Source organism: Sinorhizobium sp. BJ1, assembly GCF_002531555.1.
Taxonomy (GTDB): Bacteria; Pseudomonadota; Alphaproteobacteria; order Rhizobiales; family Rhizobiaceae; genus Sinorhizobium; species Sinorhizobium fredii_B.
Window position 1 is genome coordinate 1 of the sequence record NZ_NWTH01000056.1, and the last position, 20,090, is coordinate 20,090.

General features: G+C 59.4%; 17 protein-coding genes and 6 pseudogenes. 11 read left to right on the forward strand and 12 right to left on the reverse strand.

The genetic code is table 11. From position 1 onward, the window contains the following. Positions 1 to 319 (forward strand): annotated as a pseudogene (locus CO676_RS32340) (protein-L-isoaspartate O-methyltransferase); the annotation flags it as partial. Positions 320 to 388: 69 nt separating this feature from the next. Next, positions 389 to 568: a MucR family transcriptional regulator gene (locus CO676_RS34945; RefSeq protein ID WP_245424600.1), complete on the forward strand. Its 180-nt coding sequence runs from the start codon at positions 389 to 391 to the stop codon at positions 566 to 568. Here the strand turns inward: CO676_RS34945 and CO676_RS32345 are convergent. Further along, positions 520 to 1,614 (reverse strand): PHB depolymerase family esterase, encoded by a 1,095-nt coding sequence (locus CO676_RS32345; RefSeq protein WP_097524084.1) that lies wholly within the window; start codon positions 1,612 to 1,614, stop codon positions 520 to 522. The genes CO676_RS34945 and CO676_RS32345 overlap by 49 nt on opposite strands. Positions 1,615 to 1,903: 289 nt before the next feature. On the opposite strand from CO676_RS32345, the gene CO676_RS32350 reads away from it, so the two are divergent. Continuing rightward, entirely contained in the window at positions 1,904 to 2,719 is an 816-nt protein-coding gene (locus CO676_RS32350) for a class I SAM-dependent methyltransferase (protein WP_097524095.1), read from the forward strand. A gap of 272 nt (positions 2,720 to 2,991) precedes the next feature. After that, positions 2,992 to 4,824: an alpha/beta fold hydrolase gene (locus tag CO676_RS32355; RefSeq protein WP_097524096.1), complete on the forward strand. Its 1,833-nt coding sequence runs from the start codon at positions 2,992 to 2,994 to the stop codon at positions 4,822 to 4,824. Positions 4,825 to 5,062: 238 nt separating this feature from the next. On the opposite strand, the gene CO676_RS32360 is transcribed toward CO676_RS32355, so the two are convergent. The 4 genes and pseudogenes from CO676_RS32360 to CO676_RS32375 all read right to left on the reverse strand — a co-directional run bounded on the left by CO676_RS32360 (position 5,063) and on the right by CO676_RS32375 (position 8,793). After that, a complete protein-coding gene (locus CO676_RS32360) occupies positions 5,063 to 5,413 on the reverse strand; it encodes a DUF982 domain-containing protein (protein WP_097524085.1) in 351 nt (116 codons plus the stop codon). Positions 5,414 to 5,681: 268 nt separating this feature from the next. Next, a pseudogene (locus CO676_RS32365) lies at positions 5,682 to 6,279 on the reverse strand (TOBE-like domain-containing protein). Positions 6,280 to 6,363: 84 nt separating this feature from the next. Further along, a complete protein-coding gene (locus tag CO676_RS32370; RefSeq protein ID WP_097524097.1) occupies positions 6,364 to 7,389 on the reverse strand; it encodes a sulfate ABC transporter substrate-binding protein in 1,026 nt (341 codons plus the stop codon). 264 nt (positions 7,390 to 7,653) lie between these two features. Continuing rightward, complete coding sequence (locus CO676_RS32375; protein ID WP_097524086.1) at positions 7,654 to 8,793, reverse strand: putative zinc-binding metallopeptidase; 1,140 nt, start codon at positions 8,791 to 8,793, stop codon at positions 7,654 to 7,656. A 101-nt stretch (positions 8,794 to 8,894) separates the two neighbouring features. Here CO676_RS32375 and CO676_RS36555 point away from each other — a divergent pair. The 3 genes and pseudogenes from CO676_RS36555 (at position 8,895) to CO676_RS32390 (ending at position 11,325) form a co-directional block, all read left to right on the forward strand. Next, positions 8,895 to 9,184 (forward strand): annotated as a pseudogene (locus CO676_RS36555) (hypothetical protein). A gap of 233 nt (positions 9,185 to 9,417) precedes the next feature. Next, complete coding sequence (locus CO676_RS32385; protein ID WP_097524098.1) at positions 9,418 to 10,227, forward strand: SH3 domain-containing protein; 810 nt, start codon at positions 9,418 to 9,420, stop codon at positions 10,225 to 10,227. Between the two features lie 456 nt (positions 10,228 to 10,683). Beyond that, a complete protein-coding gene (locus CO676_RS32390; protein ID WP_097524099.1) occupies positions 10,684 to 11,325 on the forward strand; it encodes a peroxiredoxin-like family protein in 642 nt (213 codons plus the stop codon). A 422-nt stretch (positions 11,326 to 11,747) separates the two neighbouring features. On the opposite strand, the gene CO676_RS32395 is transcribed toward CO676_RS32390, so the two are convergent. Further along, positions 11,748 to 12,542, reverse strand: a complete 795-nt coding sequence (locus CO676_RS32395; RefSeq protein WP_097524087.1) for a response regulator transcription factor — start codon at positions 12,540 to 12,542, stop codon at positions 11,748 to 11,750. A gap of 440 nt (positions 12,543 to 12,982) precedes the next feature. On the opposite strand from CO676_RS32395, the gene CO676_RS32400 reads away from it, so the two are divergent. From CO676_RS32400 to CO676_RS32410, 3 genes are read left to right on the forward strand one after another with little or no spacing between them, the layout of a single operon-like run. Then, positions 12,983 to 13,564: a glutathione S-transferase N-terminal domain-containing protein gene (locus tag CO676_RS32400; RefSeq protein WP_097524088.1), complete on the forward strand. Its 582-nt coding sequence runs from the start codon at positions 12,983 to 12,985 to the stop codon at positions 13,562 to 13,564. Next, a complete protein-coding gene (locus CO676_RS32405; protein WP_097524089.1) occupies positions 13,561 to 14,418 on the forward strand; it encodes an alpha/beta hydrolase in 858 nt (285 codons plus the stop codon). Before CO676_RS32400 ends, CO676_RS32405 begins: the two co-directional genes overlap by 4 nt. Next, the gene (locus tag CO676_RS32410; RefSeq protein ID WP_097524090.1) at positions 14,339 to 15,214 is read left to right on the forward strand and encodes a class I SAM-dependent methyltransferase; all 876 of its coding nucleotides are present in this window, start codon (positions 14,339 to 14,341) and stop codon (positions 15,212 to 15,214) included. The genes CO676_RS32405 and CO676_RS32410 overlap by 80 nt, the downstream gene beginning before the upstream one ends. 95 nt (positions 15,215 to 15,309) lie before the next feature. Here CO676_RS32410 and CO676_RS36910 read toward each other — a convergent pair. The 4 genes and pseudogenes from CO676_RS36910 to CO676_RS36565 form a co-directional block, all read right to left on the reverse strand. After that, a pseudogene (locus tag CO676_RS36910) lies at positions 15,310 to 15,567 on the reverse strand (VOC family protein); the annotation flags it as partial. Between the two features lie 246 nt (positions 15,568 to 15,813). Further along, positions 15,814 to 16,236, reverse strand: a complete 423-nt coding sequence (locus CO676_RS32420; RefSeq protein WP_097524092.1) for a type II toxin-antitoxin system VapC family toxin — start codon at positions 16,234 to 16,236, stop codon at positions 15,814 to 15,816. Continuing rightward, positions 16,233 to 16,487: a type II toxin-antitoxin system Phd/YefM family antitoxin gene (locus CO676_RS32425; RefSeq protein ID WP_097524093.1), complete on the reverse strand. Its 255-nt coding sequence runs from the start codon at positions 16,485 to 16,487 to the stop codon at positions 16,233 to 16,235. The genes CO676_RS32420 and CO676_RS32425 overlap by 4 nt, the downstream gene beginning before the upstream one ends. A 528-nt stretch (positions 16,488 to 17,015) precedes the next feature. Further along, positions 17,016 to 17,147: pseudogene (locus CO676_RS36565) on the reverse strand (LysR family transcriptional regulator); the annotation flags it as partial. Between the two features lie 163 nt (positions 17,148 to 17,310). Here CO676_RS36565 and CO676_RS32435 point away from each other — a divergent pair. After that, positions 17,311 to 18,690 (forward strand): hypothetical protein, encoded by a 1,380-nt coding sequence (locus CO676_RS32435; RefSeq protein WP_097524094.1) that lies wholly within the window; start codon positions 17,311 to 17,313, stop codon positions 18,688 to 18,690. A 182-nt stretch (positions 18,691 to 18,872) separates the two neighbouring features. Here CO676_RS32435 and CO676_RS36570 read toward each other — a convergent pair. Beyond that, positions 18,873 to 18,989: pseudogene (locus CO676_RS36570) on the reverse strand (transcriptional regulator); the annotation flags it as partial. A 19-nt stretch (positions 18,990 to 19,008) separates the two neighbouring features. Continuing rightward, positions 19,009 to 19,960 (reverse strand): IS630 family transposase gene (locus CO676_RS32440; protein WP_280952076.1). Its coding sequence is split into 2 segments (ribosomal slippage): positions 19,009 to 19,609 and positions 19,608 to 19,960, totalling 954 coding nucleotides; the frame shifts between segments, so codons are not numbered across the junction. Between the last annotated feature and the right edge of the window lie 130 nt (positions 19,961 to 20,090).

Below are 20,090 nucleotides of genomic sequence, written 5' to 3' on the forward strand. Positions count from 1 at the left end.
GAGCGTCGAAATCATCGAGGAATTCGCAACCCACGCCGAGGCTCTCCTACAGCGCCTCGGCATGTCAAATGTCGGCATCCGTGTCGGAGACGGGTCTCGCGGCTGGCCCGAGCGCGCCCCATTCGACAAGATCCTCGTCACGGCGGCGGCCGAGGAGGCGCCGCCGGCTTTGCTTGAGCAGCTCAAACCAATGGGCCGTCTGGTTCTTCCTTTGGGCTCTGAAGAACAGTTTCTGACTGTCATCGACAAGAATTCGGCAGGACAACTCGAGGCGCGACAACTCATCCCGGTTCGGTTCAGCCGGCTCGAGGCGGTCTAATGCGAGGACATCTGGCGTGACGGAGCCGTTTCGATTGCCAGGCCAAATGCAAGGCGGCGCCCGTTCTTGATGAGCTCATGCGTCCCGATCAAGAAATCTGTGACTGAGGACTTCATGATCTGCCTGGAGGACGGCAGGAAATTAAAATCGATGACGGCACCTGGTGCAAGCACGCTCTCTCGCGCAGCAACGCGCCGCTGTCAGCGCATCAGTCCGGCCGAACGGAGTGCCCTTTCGATCACCGACTGAATGTCTCCCTGCCAATCCGACTGTGATCGGCTGGCTGCATGAGCTGGTCGGGCGGGCTTGACGTGGGCAGCTCTTTCCCGCCGGCGCTGGAACGACGGCGTCAGGCCCCATGAGCGCGCTATGTGGAGGGTAGAGGAAATTCCTGCGTCGAGCATGTACGGCGCGGTGTGTCCGTAGCCGGATGCGATGTCGATTGGTGTCCCATGGCCCATGGCGTCTATGAGGTAAAGCTCAATCGCGTCCCTGCCGGATTGATCTCGCCAGGCCATCCTTTTGTGCCCGTCGACCGTTTCCACCGACGAGGGGCTGGTTGGGACGCGATGGACGCCGCTCCACTGAGCGATGATGGCATTGGCGTTCGCCTCCGCGACGGTCCTGTCATTGGTGCCATGCCACACCGATATCGTCGGCCAGGGACCGCGATGAGGCGAGGCCCCGGACAGCCGCTTTTGCAAGCGTTCCGGATTGGGGATGCCGTGTCCGCGCATGCGGTCGAAGGCTTCCGGAACTGATGTAGCAGCGGCATAGGGAAGGCCGGCGATGATTGCGCCCCCGGCGAAAATCTCGGGATAGGCGCAAAGCGCGGCGTTCGCCATCGCGCCTCCCGCCGACAGCCCGGTGATGTAAACCCGGCGACGGTCGATGCCATGGTCGGCGATCATGGTCTCCACCATCTGCCGTATCGAGTGGACCTCTCCCTCGCCTCGGCGAATATCGCTTAGGTTGAACCAGTTGAAGCACAGGTTGGGGTTGTTGGCGTGGACCTGCTCCGGATAAAGAACCGCGAAACCGAAATCCTCAGCGAGTTTGGACCACCCGGATGCGTGATCATAACCGGCAGCATTCTGCGTACATCCATGCAGGACCACGACCAACGCCGGCGCTTCGGCCAGCCCCTCAGGAACATGGTACCATGCTTCCAAAGCTCCGGGATTTGAACCGAAGCGTTGCAGCCGAGACAGGTTCGAGGTTGCCGCAGTTGCGTGGCCGCTCTTAGCTGTACGAAATCTGGCAAGTCGCTCCAGTGTGTCGGAAAGGGATCGCATGTCGCCTCCTCGCTGTCGCCATCTGGAGATCACCGGTGCTACGCGGCAGATATCTTTTTGTTGCGCTGCACAATATTCCAGTTCGGCTGCCTTGTCCTTTAAAAATGACATGCATTGCACATTCCGCCGAAACTCGGCGGAATGGACGCTGATTTCGCTAAGACGGTTTTTGAATAGATTTTCACCTCAGCGCCTGGTGCTCAACAATCTATGCCGAGGATAAGAAGTTCGTTGCTGCTGGTACGGCAGACAGAGTACCCTCCTGATGCAGGGCACCTTGGAGGAAGCCATGCAACAGGAGCAAATCCGCCTCACCGGCGCAAGGGAAACCTTGCTGATCACACTCCAAGCCAAGGCAGCCGAAAGCGCCATGCCGGATTCGCTGCTGCGCGACCGCTTCGCCGCGGATGCGTTGCACCGTATCGATCAGGGCAGCCGGCATCTTAAAGTTGGTCACGACATGACCATCGGCATCGCGCTGCGCGCCTATATGCTCGATCGCTGGACGGAGGCATTCCTTCAGCGCTGCCCGGAGGCGACTGTTGTCCATCTCGGCTGTGGTCTCGACAGTCGCATCTTCCGCATAGATCCTGGGCCGGGAGTTCGCTGGTTCGAGCTGGATTTCCCCGATGTCATCTCCTTGCGCCGGCAGATCTACCCCGACCGTGCGGACTGCGCGATGATTGCCTGCTCGATCGTCGAGCACGGCTGGATTGCGAAACTTCCCGCCGACAAGCCGGCCATGATCGTCGCCGAGGGCGTTCTGCCTTATCTGGAGGAACACCAGGTTGCGCAGGTTCTGCGGCGGATCGCCGGCCACTTCCCCTCGGGGGAGATAGCCTTCGATGCCTATAGCAGCTTCGCAATCCGACTGCTGCGCTTCAATCCGGCGATCCGCGCCACCGGCGCCTGTCTCAATTGGGCGCTCGACGACCCGGCAGAGGTAGAGCGCCAGGTACCGGGACTAAAGCTCATCGAGGATCGTTCGGATTGGGACACCGGACAGGTGGCGCGGATGTCACCGCCCGCCCAGATCGCGCTGCAGCTCTTCAGCACCATCCTGACGCCCTATCGTATGGGGCGCCTGGTTCGATATCGCTTCTGAGATTCGCGCCATGGCCAGACAGGGCCACGCGCCTCCCGAACACTGACGAGTTGAGCTTCTTCTACGCAAATTGATGTGCCGTCCTACAGCGCAACTGCCCTGGAGGCCCATTTAAGAGAGTCGACTTGCACAGACCTGAGAAGCAGCGCACCATCATAAATAGTAATACTTCCATCGTCTGCTCCGATCGACGACACCTCGCTAATCCCCGTCGGCGATCGGGATTGATCGGCATCAACGACTGCGGCGGCAAGGCTGAATGGAGTTTCGCGATGAAGACGTGTGACGGACCAGTTTTGGCCGCAGACCGCACGACGAAAGCAGGGTTGGCTAGCTCGATTGCGGCACAATCGGCGCTGCCATGCGAAGACGAGGGCTCGGGCAGCGAAGCATTCCGTGCAATTGATCGGATGCGTGAGGCTCTGAGTGCAATGGCGACAGGAGGTCTTTCACCAGCCGCGTTGACACTCGCCTTTTTTGACTGGTCGATCCACCTCGCATCGGCTCCGGGAAAGCGCATGGAACTTGCCGATAAGGCAGGGCAGAATTGGGGCCTTCTGCTGACTTACATGGCTGCAGCCGCCACGCGTCCGGACGCGCCGCCCTGCAGTCAGGCGCTGCCGGGAGACAACCGGTTTCGCGCGGAGGGCTGGCAAAAGCAACCCTACACAGTCTGGGCGCAGGCTTTCTTGCTGTGCCAGCAGTGGTGGCAAAATGCTACGCGCCACGTCCCCGGCATGACACCGCACCACGAGGACGTCGTCTCCTTTACCGCGCGCCAGTGGCTGGACGTGTTCTCGCCGTCCAACATTCCCTTCGCCAACCCGGAAGTGATCCACAGGGCAATGGAAACGGGCGGGGCGAATTTCACGCATGGATTCCGCAACTGGTTCGAAGACGTCGGCCGGCTGGCCATGAGGCAACCTCCGGTCGGGACGGAAGCGTTTCGCGTAGGATGCGATGTCGCGGCCACGCCTGGAAAGGTTGTCTATCGAAACCACCTGATTGAGCTGATCCAGTATGCGCCCGCGACGGAGGACGTCATCGCCGAGCCGATCCTGATCGTGCCGGCCTGGATCATGAAATACTACATCCTCGACCTTTCACCGCATAATTCCCTGATCCGCTATCTCGTGGCGCGGGGCCACACCGTGTTCTGCATTTCCTGGCGCAATCCGACCGCGAAGGACCGCGACCTCACACTCGACGATTACAGGCGATTGGGAATCCTGGCCGCGCTTGATGCCGTCAGCGCCATCGTTCCAGAGCGCAAGATTCACGCAACGGGCTACTGTCTGGGGGGTACGCTTCTAGCGATCGCGGCGGCCGCGATGGCGCGCTCCGAGGACCAGCGTTTCGCATCGATCACGCTGTTTGCCGCCCAGACGGACTTCTGCGAACCCGGCGAACTGGCGCTGTTCATCGATCACAGCCAGCTGCATTTTCTCGACAGCATGATGTGGCATAGTGGCTGTCTTTCCGCCGATCAGATGGCGGGGGCATTTCAAATGCTGCGCACCAACGATCTCGTTTGGTCGCGCCTCGTCCACGACTACCTGATCGGTAAACGCATGCCAATGACCGATCTCATGGCGTGGAACGCGGACCCAACCCACATGCCCTACAGGATGCATGCGGAATATCTGCAGCGCCTCTATCTCGACAACGAACTTGCCGCCGGCCGTTTCATCGTTGACGGACGCCCGGCTCACCTCCAGAACATCTGCGTTCCCATGTTCGTCGTCGGGACGGAGCGAGACCATGTCGCACCGTGGCAGTCCGTCTACAAGATACATTATCTCACCGACACCGACGTCACTTTTGTGCTGACAAGCGGGGGTCACAATGCCGGCATCGTCTCCGAGCCAGACCATCCCGGCAGAGGTTTTCGCATCGCATTGACACGTGAGAGCGATTCCAGCGTCAGCGCGGACGAATGGGCCGCGGCAGCCATATCGAAGGACGGCTCATGGTGGCCGGACTGGGTCGCGTGGCTCGCCGGCCATTCAGCGCCGGAACGGGTGGCACCGCCGGACATCGGCGCTCCCAGGAAAGGCTATCCCCCGATGGATGATGCCCCCGGCACTTATGTGCTTCAGCGGTAAAGCCAATTTTAAGGCAGTGGTTTACCGGCCCCGCCTAGTCGGCCAGTTGAGCGGCACAGGAAAACTTTGCCTCGGCGGAGGGGATTTACAAAGCCGCGGCTCGCTCGGGCGGCGAGACAGCACGCCAAAGGTTGATCTGACAACCTTGCGCCAGTAGGCCGGCACGCCCACGCTGCAGCGCAATTGGGTACCGACGGAGTGGGTCAGGGATCCGACTTGCGATAATTATGCCGGTCGCTTACCGGGCGACACTACCTCGATTAATGGGCGTTCCCGCTTTATCACCAGCGCCCAGTCGACGTGAGGCTGATGTAAGATCCGGCCGGGGCGGCTTGGCGCGTCCCAAGACGTCGCTGCATGCGAATGACGCTTCAATGCATGCGGCTATGAAGGAATTTTTTGCCCAATCAGAATACTGTGGGTGATGCAAAGCGGCGCGACAGGCTCGCACGGCTCGGGCCTGCTGCCCGCCATGCATCGGCCATTCGTTCTCGAGGAAATCAAGCGCGTCGTAAGGGCCGCAGAACTGTCGCTTCATGCCGTTTTGCAGCGTCACCGACAGCGCAATGCCCCATGGCACTTCTTTCATTTTCGGACCTCCTGAAAGGCCGTATGCAGAACCGCCAACCCATCCACTTCGTTCCTGAGGATAAGTGATTCTTCACTCCTGGTCACGTGGGCGAAGCTTTCACGGGGAAGGGCATTTCCGCGTCTGAGAAGCAATTGCCGGGAATTCGTTGCTGGCGCAGGGTGGCGCCTGGCCCATGATCATGTGCCGTTCAGGTCACCTGCCTGCAGGAAAAGATGGCGACATTATCCGAACACGGGAAGTCCAAGTGCCACCGTGCCTTCACAGGCTACTCCCCGCGAAACAGCTTCCACTTCGTGGGTCGGAACGCGATGCGGGTGCGGTCGGCCGAGGACGTGCGCTCGGGCGGCAACTCAATCTCGATCGACGGCTGTATCCTTCCAAGGTCCAATTCGAGGTGGCGGGTGCCAGCGACGCGACGGCTCGCCGTGATGCGACCGGCGAGACAACCAGCGCACCCCTCCATGAGCTCGACGTCGTGCGGGCGGAAATAGAGGGTTGCCGGACCATCCGACTCGTTTGAGCGCAGGCCGATAGCCAGGTTTTTAAACCAGATGGCCGAGAAAACCATAGACGAAGGGCGAGACCGGGTGATCGTAGTTCTCGTCGGGCGTGCCGACCTGCTCGATCGCGCCCTTGCTCATGACGACGACGCGGTCCGCAAGCTCCAGCGCTTCTTCCTGGTCGTGGGTGACGCCGTCGGTCGGGCTTTCGAGACCGGCGATGAGCCGGAGCAGCGTCGTCTTGGCCGAGGCGGACGGGGCGAGCAGCGCGATCAACTCGCCGGAGCGGATATCGAGCGAGACATCGACGAGCGCTGGGAAACGGCCGAACTCCTTGCGTAGGTTCTGGATGCTGACTTCCATGGATGCCTGCACCTTTCAAAGGCGGCGGCTGGCAGCAAACTTGTCGCTGGAGCGAAGCTTGCTCGGCTGCCAAGCACATCAAGGCTATCGGCCCGGCGTATAGATCTGGTCGAAACTCCCGCCAGCGCCGAAGAATTTCGGCTGAGCTTCCTTCCAACCGCCGAATTCGTCAATGGTGACAAGTTTGAGATCGGCGAAGCGGGCCGTGTCCTTGGGATCCGCCAGTTCCGGCTTGAACGGCCGGTAATAGTGCTTGGCGACGATCTTCTGGCCGACGTCGCTGTACAAATAGTCGAGATAGGCTTCGGCCACCTTCCGCGTTCCTTTGCTGTCGACATTACCGTCGATGAGGGCCACGGACGGTTCGGCTTTGATCGAAATTGACGGCGTGACGATCTCAAACTCATCGGGGCCGAGTTCCTCGAGGGCGAGATGGGCCTCATTCTCCCAGGCGAGCAGCACGTCGCCAAGGCCGCGCTGGACGAAGGTGGTCATCGCCCCCCACGCGCCGGTGTCGAGAACCAGAACATGCTCGAAGAGTCGCGCCACATATTCCTGCGCCTTGGCCTCGTCGCCATTGTTAGCACCCCGTGCCCAGGCCCAGGCGGCGAGGAAGTTCCAGCGGGCGCCGCCCGAGGTCTTCGGGTTCGGGGTGATCACCTGAATGCCTTCCTTGGTCAGGTCACCCCAGTCCTTGATGCCCTTTGGATTGCCCTTGCGCACCAGGAAGATGATCGTCGACGTGTAGGGGGCGCTGTCGTTTTCCAGTCGTCTTCTCCAATCGACCGGGATCTTGCCGGTCGCCTGCGCAATCGCGTCGATGTCGGCTTCGAGCGCCAGCGTCACCACATCGGCTTCGAGCCCATCGATCACCAATCGCGCTTGTTTGCCCGAGCCGCCGTGTGACATATCGATCGTCACCGTCTCGCCGCTATCCGCCTCCCATTTTTCAGCGAAAGCGGCATTGAATTCCTTGTAGAGTTTCCGAGTCGAGTCATAGGAGACGTTGAGGATCGTCGTCTCGGCGCGAGCGAAGCCAATAGAGCCAAGCTGCAAGATTCCGACCACAAGCGCTCGTTTCACAACTCCGGCAAATTTATTCGCTCCCATGTCGGCCTCCATACTTTACCAGGCGAAACTAGCCTCCGAACGCCAGGCGGGAAAGCCGAGATAAATGCTCGCGCCGCAGGCAGCCGAGGTAACCGCTTTCGCATGTTTAAGGTGCCAGCGACGACGCACCTCAAGTCGACATCCCGTGCAAAACCACGAGCGTTCGCAATTAACTTCCGTCTGCCGACGCCACATAGGCAGAGCGAGCCCGTTCGAGCACCTTATCGTCAGCAATTGACGAACTCGAAGGATGTTCCCCATGAACTATTTTGCTGTAGACCGATCGGCCGAAGACGAGGACGAAGCTAGGTGGAAGCGGTTCGTCCGGCCTAGCTTGCCTTCTCGTGCCGCTTTGATCAGCCTGTTGATGAACTCCAGCTTCTCTACCACGGGCGGCGGCAGGACGAATGGATAGATGTCGCCCTGTCCCATTGAGCGCTGGAACGTGTTCAGCGCCAAACTAATCGGCACCCACGCGCCGACTAACTGCTGGGCACTTTCGGCGCGGTACGGATCGAACTTTACCTCTGCGTCGAGATCATGATGCCGGAACGGTTCGATCGAAAGGCCGAACGCGCGGGCCGATTCCAGCGTATCGACGATGTGGAAGAAATGCGCCCAGCACTCCGCGAAATCTTCGGCCGGATGGCAGCTCGCATAGCTCGAGATGAAGCGCTGTTGCCAATCAACAGGGGGTCCTTCGCTATAATTCTTCTGAAGCGCCGCGTCGTAGTCCTGACGTTCGTCGCCAAACAGCTGGCGCACCTCGGAGAGCATGTCGCTGCCTTCGACGAGTTGCTGAAAGAAGAAGTGACCTATTTCATGCCTGAAGTGGCCGAGCAGAGTGCGGTAAGGCTCTCCCATCGAGACGCGGACGGTCTCGCGCACCACATCGTCCGCCTCAGCGGCGCGAAGGCTGATGAGGCCATCCTCGTGTCCGGTCACCGCGGGGACCCGATGGCCAAAATCGTCAACGGCATCTTCCAGGAAGTCGAAAACGAGCCCACCGTCGGGATTGGTAGCCCGATCAGGACAGGGAATGGCAAAGCGCAGGATCGAGTAAAAGAGATGACGTTGAGCGGCGCCGATTTTCTGGAATCGCGCGAGACCCTGCGGCGTGTCGGTGTTCGGGATGAGGCGGTTATAGCGGGCGGGAATGGCGAGCGGGTTTGGATCGTCAGCATCGACAAGCCAGTTGCTACCATCGATCGGTGCGTTGGCGCAGAACTTCCAAAGCTTGTCAGGCCGCGATGTGATCCGCCAGAGGCCTTCGCCCGCGTTGGTCAGAGTGTGTAGCGTCAGCGTGTCGGCGACGAATCCGACAGGTGCGTTGTTCGCGCCTACGCTAAAATGGTTGTCGAAATAGAGCGGCAATCCGCTCACATCGCATTGATAAAGCCGCATGCAGAACCCCGGGTGTTCAGCTGGTGCTGGTAAACGCGCGAGGCAGCGAAAAGATACTTCGGCTGATTTGCCTGGAAGCTGCGGCTCCTTTGGATGCGAGGATGGATCGGCATAATATAGCGGCGCAATCGGCGGCCGCGGAGGCCGTTCGCGAATGGCATCGGCGTAAAGCTGCCGGCGGCGTGACAGCCTGGTCTACTCAAAGGCACTGCTCGATGTGACGAGAGAAGAGGAAGAGGCCCGACTGAGGATCGTGCAGTTCGTGCCTGGTTACAACCGCGAAGCAAGGCAGAAGTTGACCTACCTAGCTGCGTATCTTTTCGCGACGCGTGGCTCGTTGAAGGTGCCCGAGATGGAGGCTGTGATGCGCAGGACCAAACCGATCTCATAGGCACGAGCAAATGAAGAAGATCCACCCCCGGCACTTTCAAGGCCTAGAGCCCAGATTCTTCCGTTCAAGCTGCGTTCATGCAAAACGCGCTATAAATCATTGAAAGATAAGACGATGGTGGCTGCCCAACAAAGGCTGGCAGGCGCTTCAACTATGCCCGGGAACCGGAAAAAGCCGGAGTAAAATCAAACACCGGACGTGGCATGACGCCTTCCTCCCAGGGAGTTGAAAACGTGAAACGCACCCTTTTGAAAATTGCCGCGACCGGTATGCTCTTGCTTGCTCCGGCGATCGCTCAGGCGGCAGAAGGCTTCGCGACGGCAAACGTCAATATGCGCGCCGGCCCAAGCACAGCATATCCGGCGATCACCGTGATTCCGGCCGGCGAATCCGTTGAGATCTACGGTTGTCTTGCCGACGTGCCGTGGTGCGACGTGGAGTTCTACGACGGCCGTGGCTGGGTGCACGGCCGATATATCCAGGCGCTTTATCAACAGCGCCGCGTTTATGTCGGTCCTCAATATTATCGCCCGCTCGGTATTCCCGTCGTTGTCTTCAGCTTCAGCAGCTATTGGGATCGTCACTACCGCGACCGTGACTTTTATCACGACCGCGATCGCTGGCGCCGCGGACCGGACTTCTATCGCGGCCCGGATCGCCGTGCGGAACCTCCACCCAGCCGCAGACCTGAATTCGAGCCGAGGCCAGCTCCGCGCCGGGAATTCGAGCCTAGATTGGAGCGGAGGCCCGATATCGGGCGTCCCGTTGAAAGACGCCGGGAGCTTGGCGATCGCCCGGATCGCCTTCCGGATTTCGATCGCGCGCCCAACCGCAGGCCTAATGTCGACAGGCTGCCGGACTTTGACCGTGATCTGCGCCGCGGCGGCGATCGCAACCGGCGGAACTTCGAGCGTGGGGGCGATGATGGCGATCGCATCATCCGTCGCGGCGACGACAATCGTGACCGCAGGGGTGGTGACAATGACCGCCGCAGGCCGCAGCGACGTGTCTGCGAACCCGGCGAACCGGATTGCCGGAACTAGTGTGGCCCGGGTGCGGACAATCATCACATCGGGCCGTTGCTTGAATTCGCGCACAGCTAAGTCCAGAGACCTCCCTCTAGTTTATTTCGCTGCGGCACGTACGTCCGAACCGAAACTGAACCCGGCGTGGTTGTAGGAGGCGGTCGGTATTAGCATGCTCATGCATGAGCATCAGTTCCGAAGTTTCGGTTGCCGGTGTTTAGGGCGCGAGAAGCACTGCGACCATTCAGAAAATGACTAGCTGGTGCCTTCTCCATCCTGAGTTCCGGCGTTTGCACCAGGCGGGTTTTTTGATCCCTCCGCCATGAAAGGAAACGGACCGCTCCGAAGCAGCACCTGAGTGAAGCGAAAGCTGGCGCTGAAGGTATTTTGAGCGTGAGTGCGGCCGTCTGGAGGATTAATATGGGCAAGGAGCGACTGCCTTTTTTCTTGAAGGATACGGGACCGGAGTTGGCCATGTCCACGCACGCTTTAGACCATCCGCTGCAGCCGGGCGACCTGGCTCCGAACATTGTGCTCGATGCGATCTCACGCGAGGGCAAGATCGCACTTGATGATTTTCGCGGTCAGAGCCCATTGTTGATCGGTCTGTTTCGAGGCCTGCATTGCGCGTTCTGCCGGCGCCATGTCGCGGCAATGGCACAGCTCAATCCGGCCCTGCGCGAGAAAGGCGTCCAAACTCTGGCGGTGGTAAACACCCCGGTCGAACGCGCCCGACTCTATTTCCGCTATCACCCAATCCCCGGACTTCTGGCTGCATCCGACCCGGTACGGGCCTCGCACCGGGCCTTCGGCTTGCCCGGCGTCGAGGCGGATGCGGTCATGTCGATCTTGATCGATCTTCCGGGCGAGCTGCCCCAGCCAATGGGTGTGATCGAAATGGACGAGTTTCTCAACAGGAAGGAAGGGTATGAAATCACGGAAGCCGATCAGCAGATGATGACTTTCGAACAGGAGCAGCTTGTCGGTCAGTTCCTGATCGACCGCGAGGGCATCGTGCGCTGGAGTTTCACCGAAGTCCTGGAGAGCGGGCTCCAAACGTTCAAGGCACCCAATCCTGGGGAATTGATGTCAGCAGCTTCCGAGGTTGCAACTTAATAGTTGCTAAAGAACTCGCTCGAGAACGGCTGGCGCCACACATTGGCGGCGCTTTCAGGTTTCGACCTCCCCAACCCGCCACGAATTCCCAGACCTGCTTGGCAAATCACCAACCCCGCACCACGCCAACATCCGCGCTCCCGCTATTACCACTGAGGGACAACAATCATTGCCAGCAGGACCCCAGCCTCAAGGGGGCGCGATCATCCCGGATCCCGGGCGCAATCATCTCGGAACAAAGGGGCGGCTTCATCGGAATCGGCAGGCTGCCGCCGGCTAAAACTCTCTCGCCCCCATCAAGTTCACGTTCAGGCGGTTCTTGTGGCTGCTGGAGGCCTAGAGAATTCGCCGTTTAAGTCCGCCTATTGTTCACGGTCGACTGATAAGACGCGTAGCGCTGCCGCCGCTCGGCGCCACGACATTCATGCCGACACTTCGGTCAGTGCGTCAGCGCCACGGGGTGCGGAGCGAGGCGTAATCGGCGTCGCTCCGAAGTAGCGCGACGCCGCCTCCGTCCGGTTGCGCACGTTCATCTTCTTGTAGATGTTGCGGACATGCACCTTGACAGTGTTTTCGGAAAGCCCGAGACGATCGGCGATGATCTTGTTCTGCGTGCCCATGGATATAAGATCGAGAATCTGAATCTCGCGCATCCTGAGGAGGCCTTGGGCAAAGTCGGTCTTGCGTTCCATATCGATGTCTTCCGAAGGCGCCTGTTGCGCGACAACGCCGTCCCCTGCGAGCCCTCTCGGCGCCAGGCGCCGAAGCAACGCGGCGGGAAAATGCTCGCCGCCCTTCATCATGAGATCAATGGCGGTGAGGCATACGTCGAGATTGAGGTTCAGCGACAGCACGCCGTGAAGCAATCCTTCGTCGACAAGTCCAGCAATCGATGAGTCGAACTCGTCCGCATTCTGCAGCATCAGGCCGATCGCGGCCTTCGGATAGAACTCGTGGATCGTCCTCATGATCGATGGAAGTACTGCCACCGGCAGGCGGTAGAGCATCACCAGGCTTACGTCGATAAGTTTGCCGTCCATAAGACCGTCGGAATCGGAAAGGCTTACGATGTCTTGATCTTGAAAACGCGCGCTGATCGCCTGTGTCAGACATTCGGCGAACAGGTCGGTCTTTGCGAGCATTACAATCTTGCTTTTCTTCGGCAATACATTGATGTCATCTTCAATATTGCTCAAGGTCGAGCTTGTTCGGTACATTTATCCCTCCTTAGCACTCACTATGTTTTTCGGGTTCTGTGGCGCCGTCCAAAAATCCTTTATTTAGGTAGCGTTCCCGTGTCTTAAAATTAGTGATTACTACACCAAGTATAGTATCTTAGCTATTTGAATCAATACTTTGCTATAATTGTTTTTTATCGATACAACCTTCGAGCGCAATTGTCATTATCTCTCAGTTCCGATAATTGTCGCGCCGTTCATTTCTACTCAAAATGGACTAGCTCAGATCGCCCTCAACTAGTGTACAGTGCCTGAGGAGCGATGCTTCTTTTGTGGGCAAGTCAACTTCCACCTTGATCGATAGCCGATCGGTGTTCGTCACCCATTCGTCGTCCTCCAAAAACCGCTTGCATTGCCGAAGCCATCTATCTATCTTGCAACCAGTTGCCATTTGCAATCAGTCTCAAGGAGTCGGATCGATGAAGCTCTACTCAGCGCCCGGTTTCACCAGCTTGGCCGACCATATCGCGATGCTGGAGGCTGGAATTCAGTTCGACTTGGTCAAGGTCGACCTCGAGACCAAACAGATTGAAGGGGGCGGCCGTTACACGGAGATCAACCCGACGGGATATGTGCCTGCCCTTATGTTCGACGATGGTGAGGTGCTGACCGAGAATGTCGCGATCCTGGCATGGATCGCCGATCGCGCACCGGAGCTCGCGCCGCATGGTCATCTGGGCCGGTACCGCCTGCTCGAGATGCTTAGCCTTATCGCGACCGAGATTCACAAGCGCTTTCCCACCTACTTGTCGCTTCCGGAGGATGTCAGGGAGCCGACCGGCCAGCAAATATTGCACTGGTTTGGCTTCGTCGCGGGCCGATTGGATCGGGGCTACCTTTTCGGAGAGACCATTACTGTTGCGGATGCCTATCTCTTCCAATTGGCATGGGGTGCGGCGCAACTCGGGTTCCCTCTGCCCGAACCGTTTGGCGATTACATCGCACGGATCGAACAGCGGCCTGCGGTGCAGGCGGCGCTGCGCCGCGAGGGCCTCGCATGAGTGAGCTAGTGATCCGCACTGATGGGGTCGAGCTCGCGACGCAGAGCTTCGGCAATCCAACCCATCCACCGCTACTTCTCATCATGGGGGGGATGGCGTCCATGCTGTGGTGGCCAGACGAATTCTGTCATCGCCTTGCCGAGCGGGGCCGTTTCGTGATCCGCTATGACCAGCGCGATTCCGGTCTTTCGACGAAATATCCCCCCGGTCAGCCGGACTACCCCTTCGACGACGCCGTCGATGACATTTTCCGGGTGCTCGATGGCTACGGGATTTCGAAAGCCCATATCGTCGGCTTTTCCCTCGGCGGCATGGTGGGCCAGGTCGCTGCGCTGAAGAGTCCGCAGGGCATCCTTTCCCTGACGGCGATTAGCACCTCGCCGGTCGGAGTGGACACGTCCGACCTTCCGGCCAGCGGCGAGGCTTGGATGGAACATATGTCCGTGGAGGCGGACTGGTCGGACCGGGAAGACGCGGTCACGTACCTGGTCGAAGACGCACGCCTGACTGCGGGGACGGCGCATCCGTTCGACGAAGCCGGGACCCGCGCCTTCATCGAACGGGATTTTGACCGGTCCGGAGGCTATCTCAGCGCCACCAACCACAGCATCCTCTTTGAGGTCGGCGAGAGGTGGCAGGGCCGCCTGAACCAAATAAAAGTGCCTCTTCTCGTCGTTCATGGCTCAGCCGATGCGGTTTTTCCAGTTGAGCACGGCGAGGCACTCGCGCGAGCGGTAGCGAGTGCGAACTTCGTGAAGATCAAAGGTGGCGGCCATGAAATTCATCCCGGAGATTGGGAAAAAATCATTTCTGCTATCGACGAACACGTCGGGGAACGAACTCCCGCCAAGTGAGAAACAAGACCAAGTGAGGGTGGAGACATTGAATCGTGCCGACTTTTATGACGCGGAATTGAAGCTGCACAATGAGCATTTGCGCGCTACTGCCAGCGTTGGAATACGTGACCGCGTGCTCGATATAGGCTGCGGGGCAGGACAATCGACGCGTGACGCCGCCCATGTAGCGGTGGAAGGTAACCCGCTCGGCGTGGACGCGTCCTTGGAGATGCTTGAGATTGCGCGACGACGTTCCAGCGAAGCAGGCGTGCGAAATATCGCGTTCGAGCAGGGCGATGCCCAGCATCATCCATTTCCCACCGCCAGCTTCGACCTCTGCATCAGCCGGTTTGGCGTCATGTTCTTTGCTGATGCGGCGGCGGCGTTTGCCAATATCGCCCGCGCGATGCCTCCGGGCGCGCGCCTTGCATGGATGGTGTGGCAGGGTCAAAAGCGCAATGAGTGGGCTGGTGCCATCAGCCGAACCCTGGCCCCGGCAACCGCGGCTTCCGCAGAAGCTTCGGCGGCGTTTTCGCTTGGTGATCCCACTATCGCTACCGAACTTCTCACCACGGCCGGATTTGTTTCGATTGATTTCGTCGACGTGCGAGAACCGGTCTTCTATGGGCCAGACGTCGATACGGCCCTTGACGCGCTGATCGATCTCTATCTCGTGAAGGACGCGCTCGCGCGCACCGATGACGCGGCCGACCAGGCATTGGAGCGGCTGCGCGATTTGCTGGAGGCGCATATGACCACGGAGGGCGTACTCTTTGACTCGCGTTCGTGGATCATTACTGCGCGCAGGGCGTGAATCGGAGCCCAAGACGGGTGGCTGTACGCGCTTTTTCCCTGTAGCGCCGACCTCCCGCCACCGGACAAGCGAGGTCGAGCTTGTCGTACGGCCGATCAATCACCTCGACCTTCGGGCGGCAGATCGGCCGGGTTCCACACGACCTCCCACAGATGCCCGTCCGGATCGGTGAAATATCCGGCATGTCCACCATAGAATGTCTTTTCGGCAGGTTTTACGATCCGCGCTCCGGCACCGGCTGCCTCTTCCATGACCTCGTCCACTTCGCTTCGGCGGGAGACATTATGGCCGATCGAGAACGACGTCGCGCTGGCTGGGGCCTTCGGCAAGCCGCTGTCATGCGCCAGGTCGTCCGGAGCGAACGGCAGTCGCCGGCGAACCCTTCTTGTGAAAGGACGAGTGTCTCCAGGCCGGACACAATGCTGATGTCCGCCTTGAGGATAATCGAACAGGCGACCCTGCAATCGAGCGCAATCGACGGGGCTGTCAGTCGATCTTGCGATTGGTTTGAGCTTTCACTGACCCCAACACCGCCACGGAATTGCCGACCAGCTGTACTCGAGACCGACGGGACTCGAACCCAAGCAGGAGCGATGCCGTCAGCTTTGCCAGGGATCGACTAAAACAACGCCGGTACCTTCGAAATCCCTGGTGTTGCGTGTGACCACGGTCATGTCGTGGACCAGCGCCGTCGCGGCAATCAATGCATCCGCCTCGTTGCGGCGATCCGGAATGTGCAGGTGCGCGCAACGTGTCGCAACCGCGTCGTCAATCGGCAGGATGCGGCCAGCGAATTCCGGACGCACACGACTGTCAAGCCAGGCGCGCAGCCGAGCGCCCTGTGCTGCGTCCCGGCGCTGCACGCCGAGCATGCCCCGCTCCAATTCAAGAATCGTGATGGCCGAAATGAAGAAGCGCGACGCATCTTCCGCTCCGACCCACGCTACCACGTTGGAATCGGCTTTGCCGTCACCGATCTTGCGCAGTTCGGACACGACATTGGTATCCAGCAGGTGCCTCAAGAGAAGTCCACACCCCGGGGTCTAATTTCAATGCGGTGCGGCTCGAACTCGATCGCCGAGAGGCCCGGCATGGCGAGAGCGTCAACGAGGCTGCGGTGCTTGCCGCTCAAGCGCTCGAATTCGTCGTAGGTCATTAAGACATGGGAAGGCTTGCCGCGATCGGTGATGATAACGGGACCATTTTTGGCTGCCTTCTTAGCGCTACTGACGTCGTGATTCAGCTCTCGGCTGGAAAGGGTCGTGATGCTCATGGCGCACCTATATGTAGGTATTTACCTACATATAGCATGAGAGGCACAAATAACAAGCGGCCGATCTATGCCGGCCCCGGCCCACGGTGTTGAATGGCACACCTATCACGGGCAGCTGTCCTATGCGGTACTCGGGTACTGCACACGTCCAGGTTCCAGGGGATGCATTATGCGATCTTCGAAGCACAAGACGAGAGCTTCCCGAGATCAAATCCGCACAGTGGCTACAACACCGCAAGCTCTGGAAAGCGCCAACGCTGACAAATTTGGGAGCTAAGGTGCAGGCCCTTTCGCAGAAAGCAGTTTACTCGCTCCGCGTCGAGACAGACGATCGGCAATCCTTCTGCTTTGAGCGCATGACAATGCTAGGTCGATTACGATCCGCTCTCCAGTCCTATGCGGATCGCATTCGGCGCCTTGGTTTTGATGGCACCCTAAATGCCCGCCGGGGTCGAAAGGCAGGTGCCCTGCCAAACGATCTTGCCATCGCTGCCAATGACGCACACGTGTGTGATGTCCTGCGACACGTCCCAGTCCGACACCCCTCACCTTCCTGAGCTCGAAATTTCGATTTGGTAGATCCAGCGTCCATTCCGGCGCAAGGCCAATGCCAAGAGCGGCGGAAGCCAACGACACCAGCGAAAGGGTTTGGTCTCAGGTCTGCTTTATCCGGTTCAGATAGCGAGAAATCCTTGGGGGACTTCACGCTTTGAAATGAACGGTCACTTAAAATGACTTCCTATTACGGGTCATTACGGTCATGTGGATTATCCAAGCTCGTGTGAGCCATCGATCGACGACTAACGGACCAAAGAGTGATTGCATGGAAAACCCGGTCGCATTGAACCGCATCGCCGAAAACAAGGTCTTTCGTAAAGGTGATGTTTTCGTCCTCTTCGGCGAACTATTCGGTCGCGGATATGCGACTGGCTTGCTCGAAGAAGCCCGGCGGGCTGGAATGGAGATCGTGGGAATCACGGTCGGGCGGCGCGACGAGAACAACGCACTGCGGCCTCTGGACGCCGAGGAACTCTCTGCCGCCGAGGCCCGATTGGGCGGCAGAATTATCAACATACCTCTTATGGCTGGCTTCGATCTCGACGCTCCGGCAGGAGGCCCCACTCCGACGGATCTCCTCGCAGCCATGACGCTGGAGAGCTGGGAACATGACACGCTCGACTGGGACTACATCAAACAGTGCCGGGACATCGCCACCGCACGGTTCACGAATTCGCTTTCGCAGGTCATGGCCGTTCTCGACGGAATGATTGCCGACGGCCGCAATGTCTTCTTCGCCCATACAATGGCCGGCGGCATCCCGAAGGCTAAGGTTTTCCTGGTCGTCGCCAACCGGATCTACAAGGGACGCGGTCCCCGCCACATGTCGTCGCAAGCGCTGCTCGACAGCGACATGGGCAAGCTCATCCTGCAGAACTTCGACGAAGTCTCCGCAATCACCTTTCAACATCTTATCGACTTCAGCGCGGGGATTCGTGAGCGCGTGGAGGCATCGGGTGGTCAGGTGCGGTATTCGGCCTACGGTTATCATGGAACGGCAGTCCTGATTGACGGGAGTTATCGCTGGCAGACCTACACCAACTACACCCAAGGTTACGCCAAGATGCGGCTCGAATGCATCGCGCAAGAAGCCTGGGCAGCGGGTGTCAAGGCAACCGTCTATAACTGTCCCGAGATCCGGACCAATTCGTCCGACGTATTCACGGGTATCGAGCTTCCCCTGATACCGCTGCTGCTCGCCTTGAAGAAAGAGAATGGTGGCCAATGGGCCGAGGACCAGTGGCAGGCATGCCAACAGCTTCTGGCAGACGGCTTCACAATGAAGGATGTGTTCCAAAAAATTACCGATATGCAGGCCAACGAGGTCATGCGTCCGTTTTACGACTTCTCGGCGTGGCCGATGGCAAACAGCCAAGCACAGTCCGATCTGACCATCGGCACGTCCAACGAGATCACGCAGATGCACCGGGACAGCAAGGCGATGATCAGCGACCTGCTGAGTGCTCTCGTGGTGGAAGCGACCGGGCAGCTAATTTTTGGCGAGTCCTCAGATCCCTCCGGCCCCGTCCAGTGGCTCAACCACGATATCGTGGCGCGCCGACTTAACGCTTCCCACCTGCAATGGAAGTCTCCCGTGCCGTTGATCGCGCAAGGGTCGAAAGATTCTCACCTTGAGTTGGCATGACAGCTTCCCGGTGCAGCTTGGAAGTTGGTTTCTCTCAGGGGCCAAGGGGATTCGAGAGTCCGGCAAGAGAGCGCCAATTGCTGTTGTTTTCCGACAGTCGCAGCCTGCAGAAATTTCCAGCTTCTATTCAGTACCCAATACCTCTTGTAGCAGGCGGTAGAGACGAACGGTGTAGTTCCAGCACCCTTCGACCCTCTCGGGGCAAAGCCGATGCGGTTGCCGGCCGAGACAAGCGTTACCAGCGAGAGGGCGTCGTCACAGCTATAGGCGATGTTGCCTGTCAGACTATGTTTCTCGAACACCTAGAGCAGCGTGCATTCATGAGTGTTCGTAGCCTGCCGCCTTGAAGTAGTTTCTGCACTCGGTTGTCGAGAAGAGGGAGCAGATGTCGCCGATGGCCTGCCAGAGACCGTCGATGGTGCGGATGGCGCGGGCTCGCAGGTGCGCCTTGAGCTTTGCGAATGCCATTTCGATCGGGTTGAGATCCGGGCTGTAGGGCGGCAGGAACAGCATCCACGCCCCACGCGCGCGGATGGCTGCTTCGGCCTTCGGGCTCTTGTGGGCGGCGAGATTGTCGAGGATGACGACATCGCCCGGCGACAGCGTCGGGGCGAGTTGGGTCTCGACATAGGTCTCGAAGATGCGCCGGTTCATCGGCCGGTCGACGACGAAGGGAGCGGTCAGCCCATAACACCGGAGCCCTGCGATGAAGGTCTGTGTCTTCCAGTGTCCGAACGGAGCCTTGGAGCGCAGACGCTGGCCCTTGAGACAGCGGCCACGCAGACGGGTCATCTTTGTCGTTGTGCCGGTTTCATCGAGGAAGACGAGCCTGTGTGGCTCGCGCCGCATCCTCGGCTGGCGCTTCGCCACCCATTCGTCGCGTGCCTTCGCGATGTCCGGTCGATCCTGTTCGCTGGCCAGCAGCGTTTTTTTTGAAGCGATAACCGTTGCGGATCAGCCAGCGCGAGATCGAGGAGGGCGCGACGACCGTGCCGCGCTCGGCCAGTTCGGCGGCAAGCTCGGGCATGGTGATGTCGTCCTTCTCGCGCACCCGGCGCATCAGGAAATCGCGATGCGGATCAAGCTTGGAGTAGCGCCAGCCGCCGCCCGGCTTCGCCGCAAGGCTGCCGGTTGCGCGCCAGGCAGCCATCAGCTTCACCACGAAGGAAACCGAAACGCCGAAATGCGCGGCCGCCGCATGTCGCGACCGACCACCATCAACGAACCGGGCTATCCGTTCACGCAGATCAAGGGAATATGCCTTCGTCATCGCAAATCACCTCCAACCGAAGTGAATCACGAAACCGCATAAACAGGAATCGGGAGGGTTCTGTGAGGTCGCGCGCGCCTTCAAGGACGGCACCGCTTCGAGAAACCGCACGACCTCGTCGGCGCTCAAG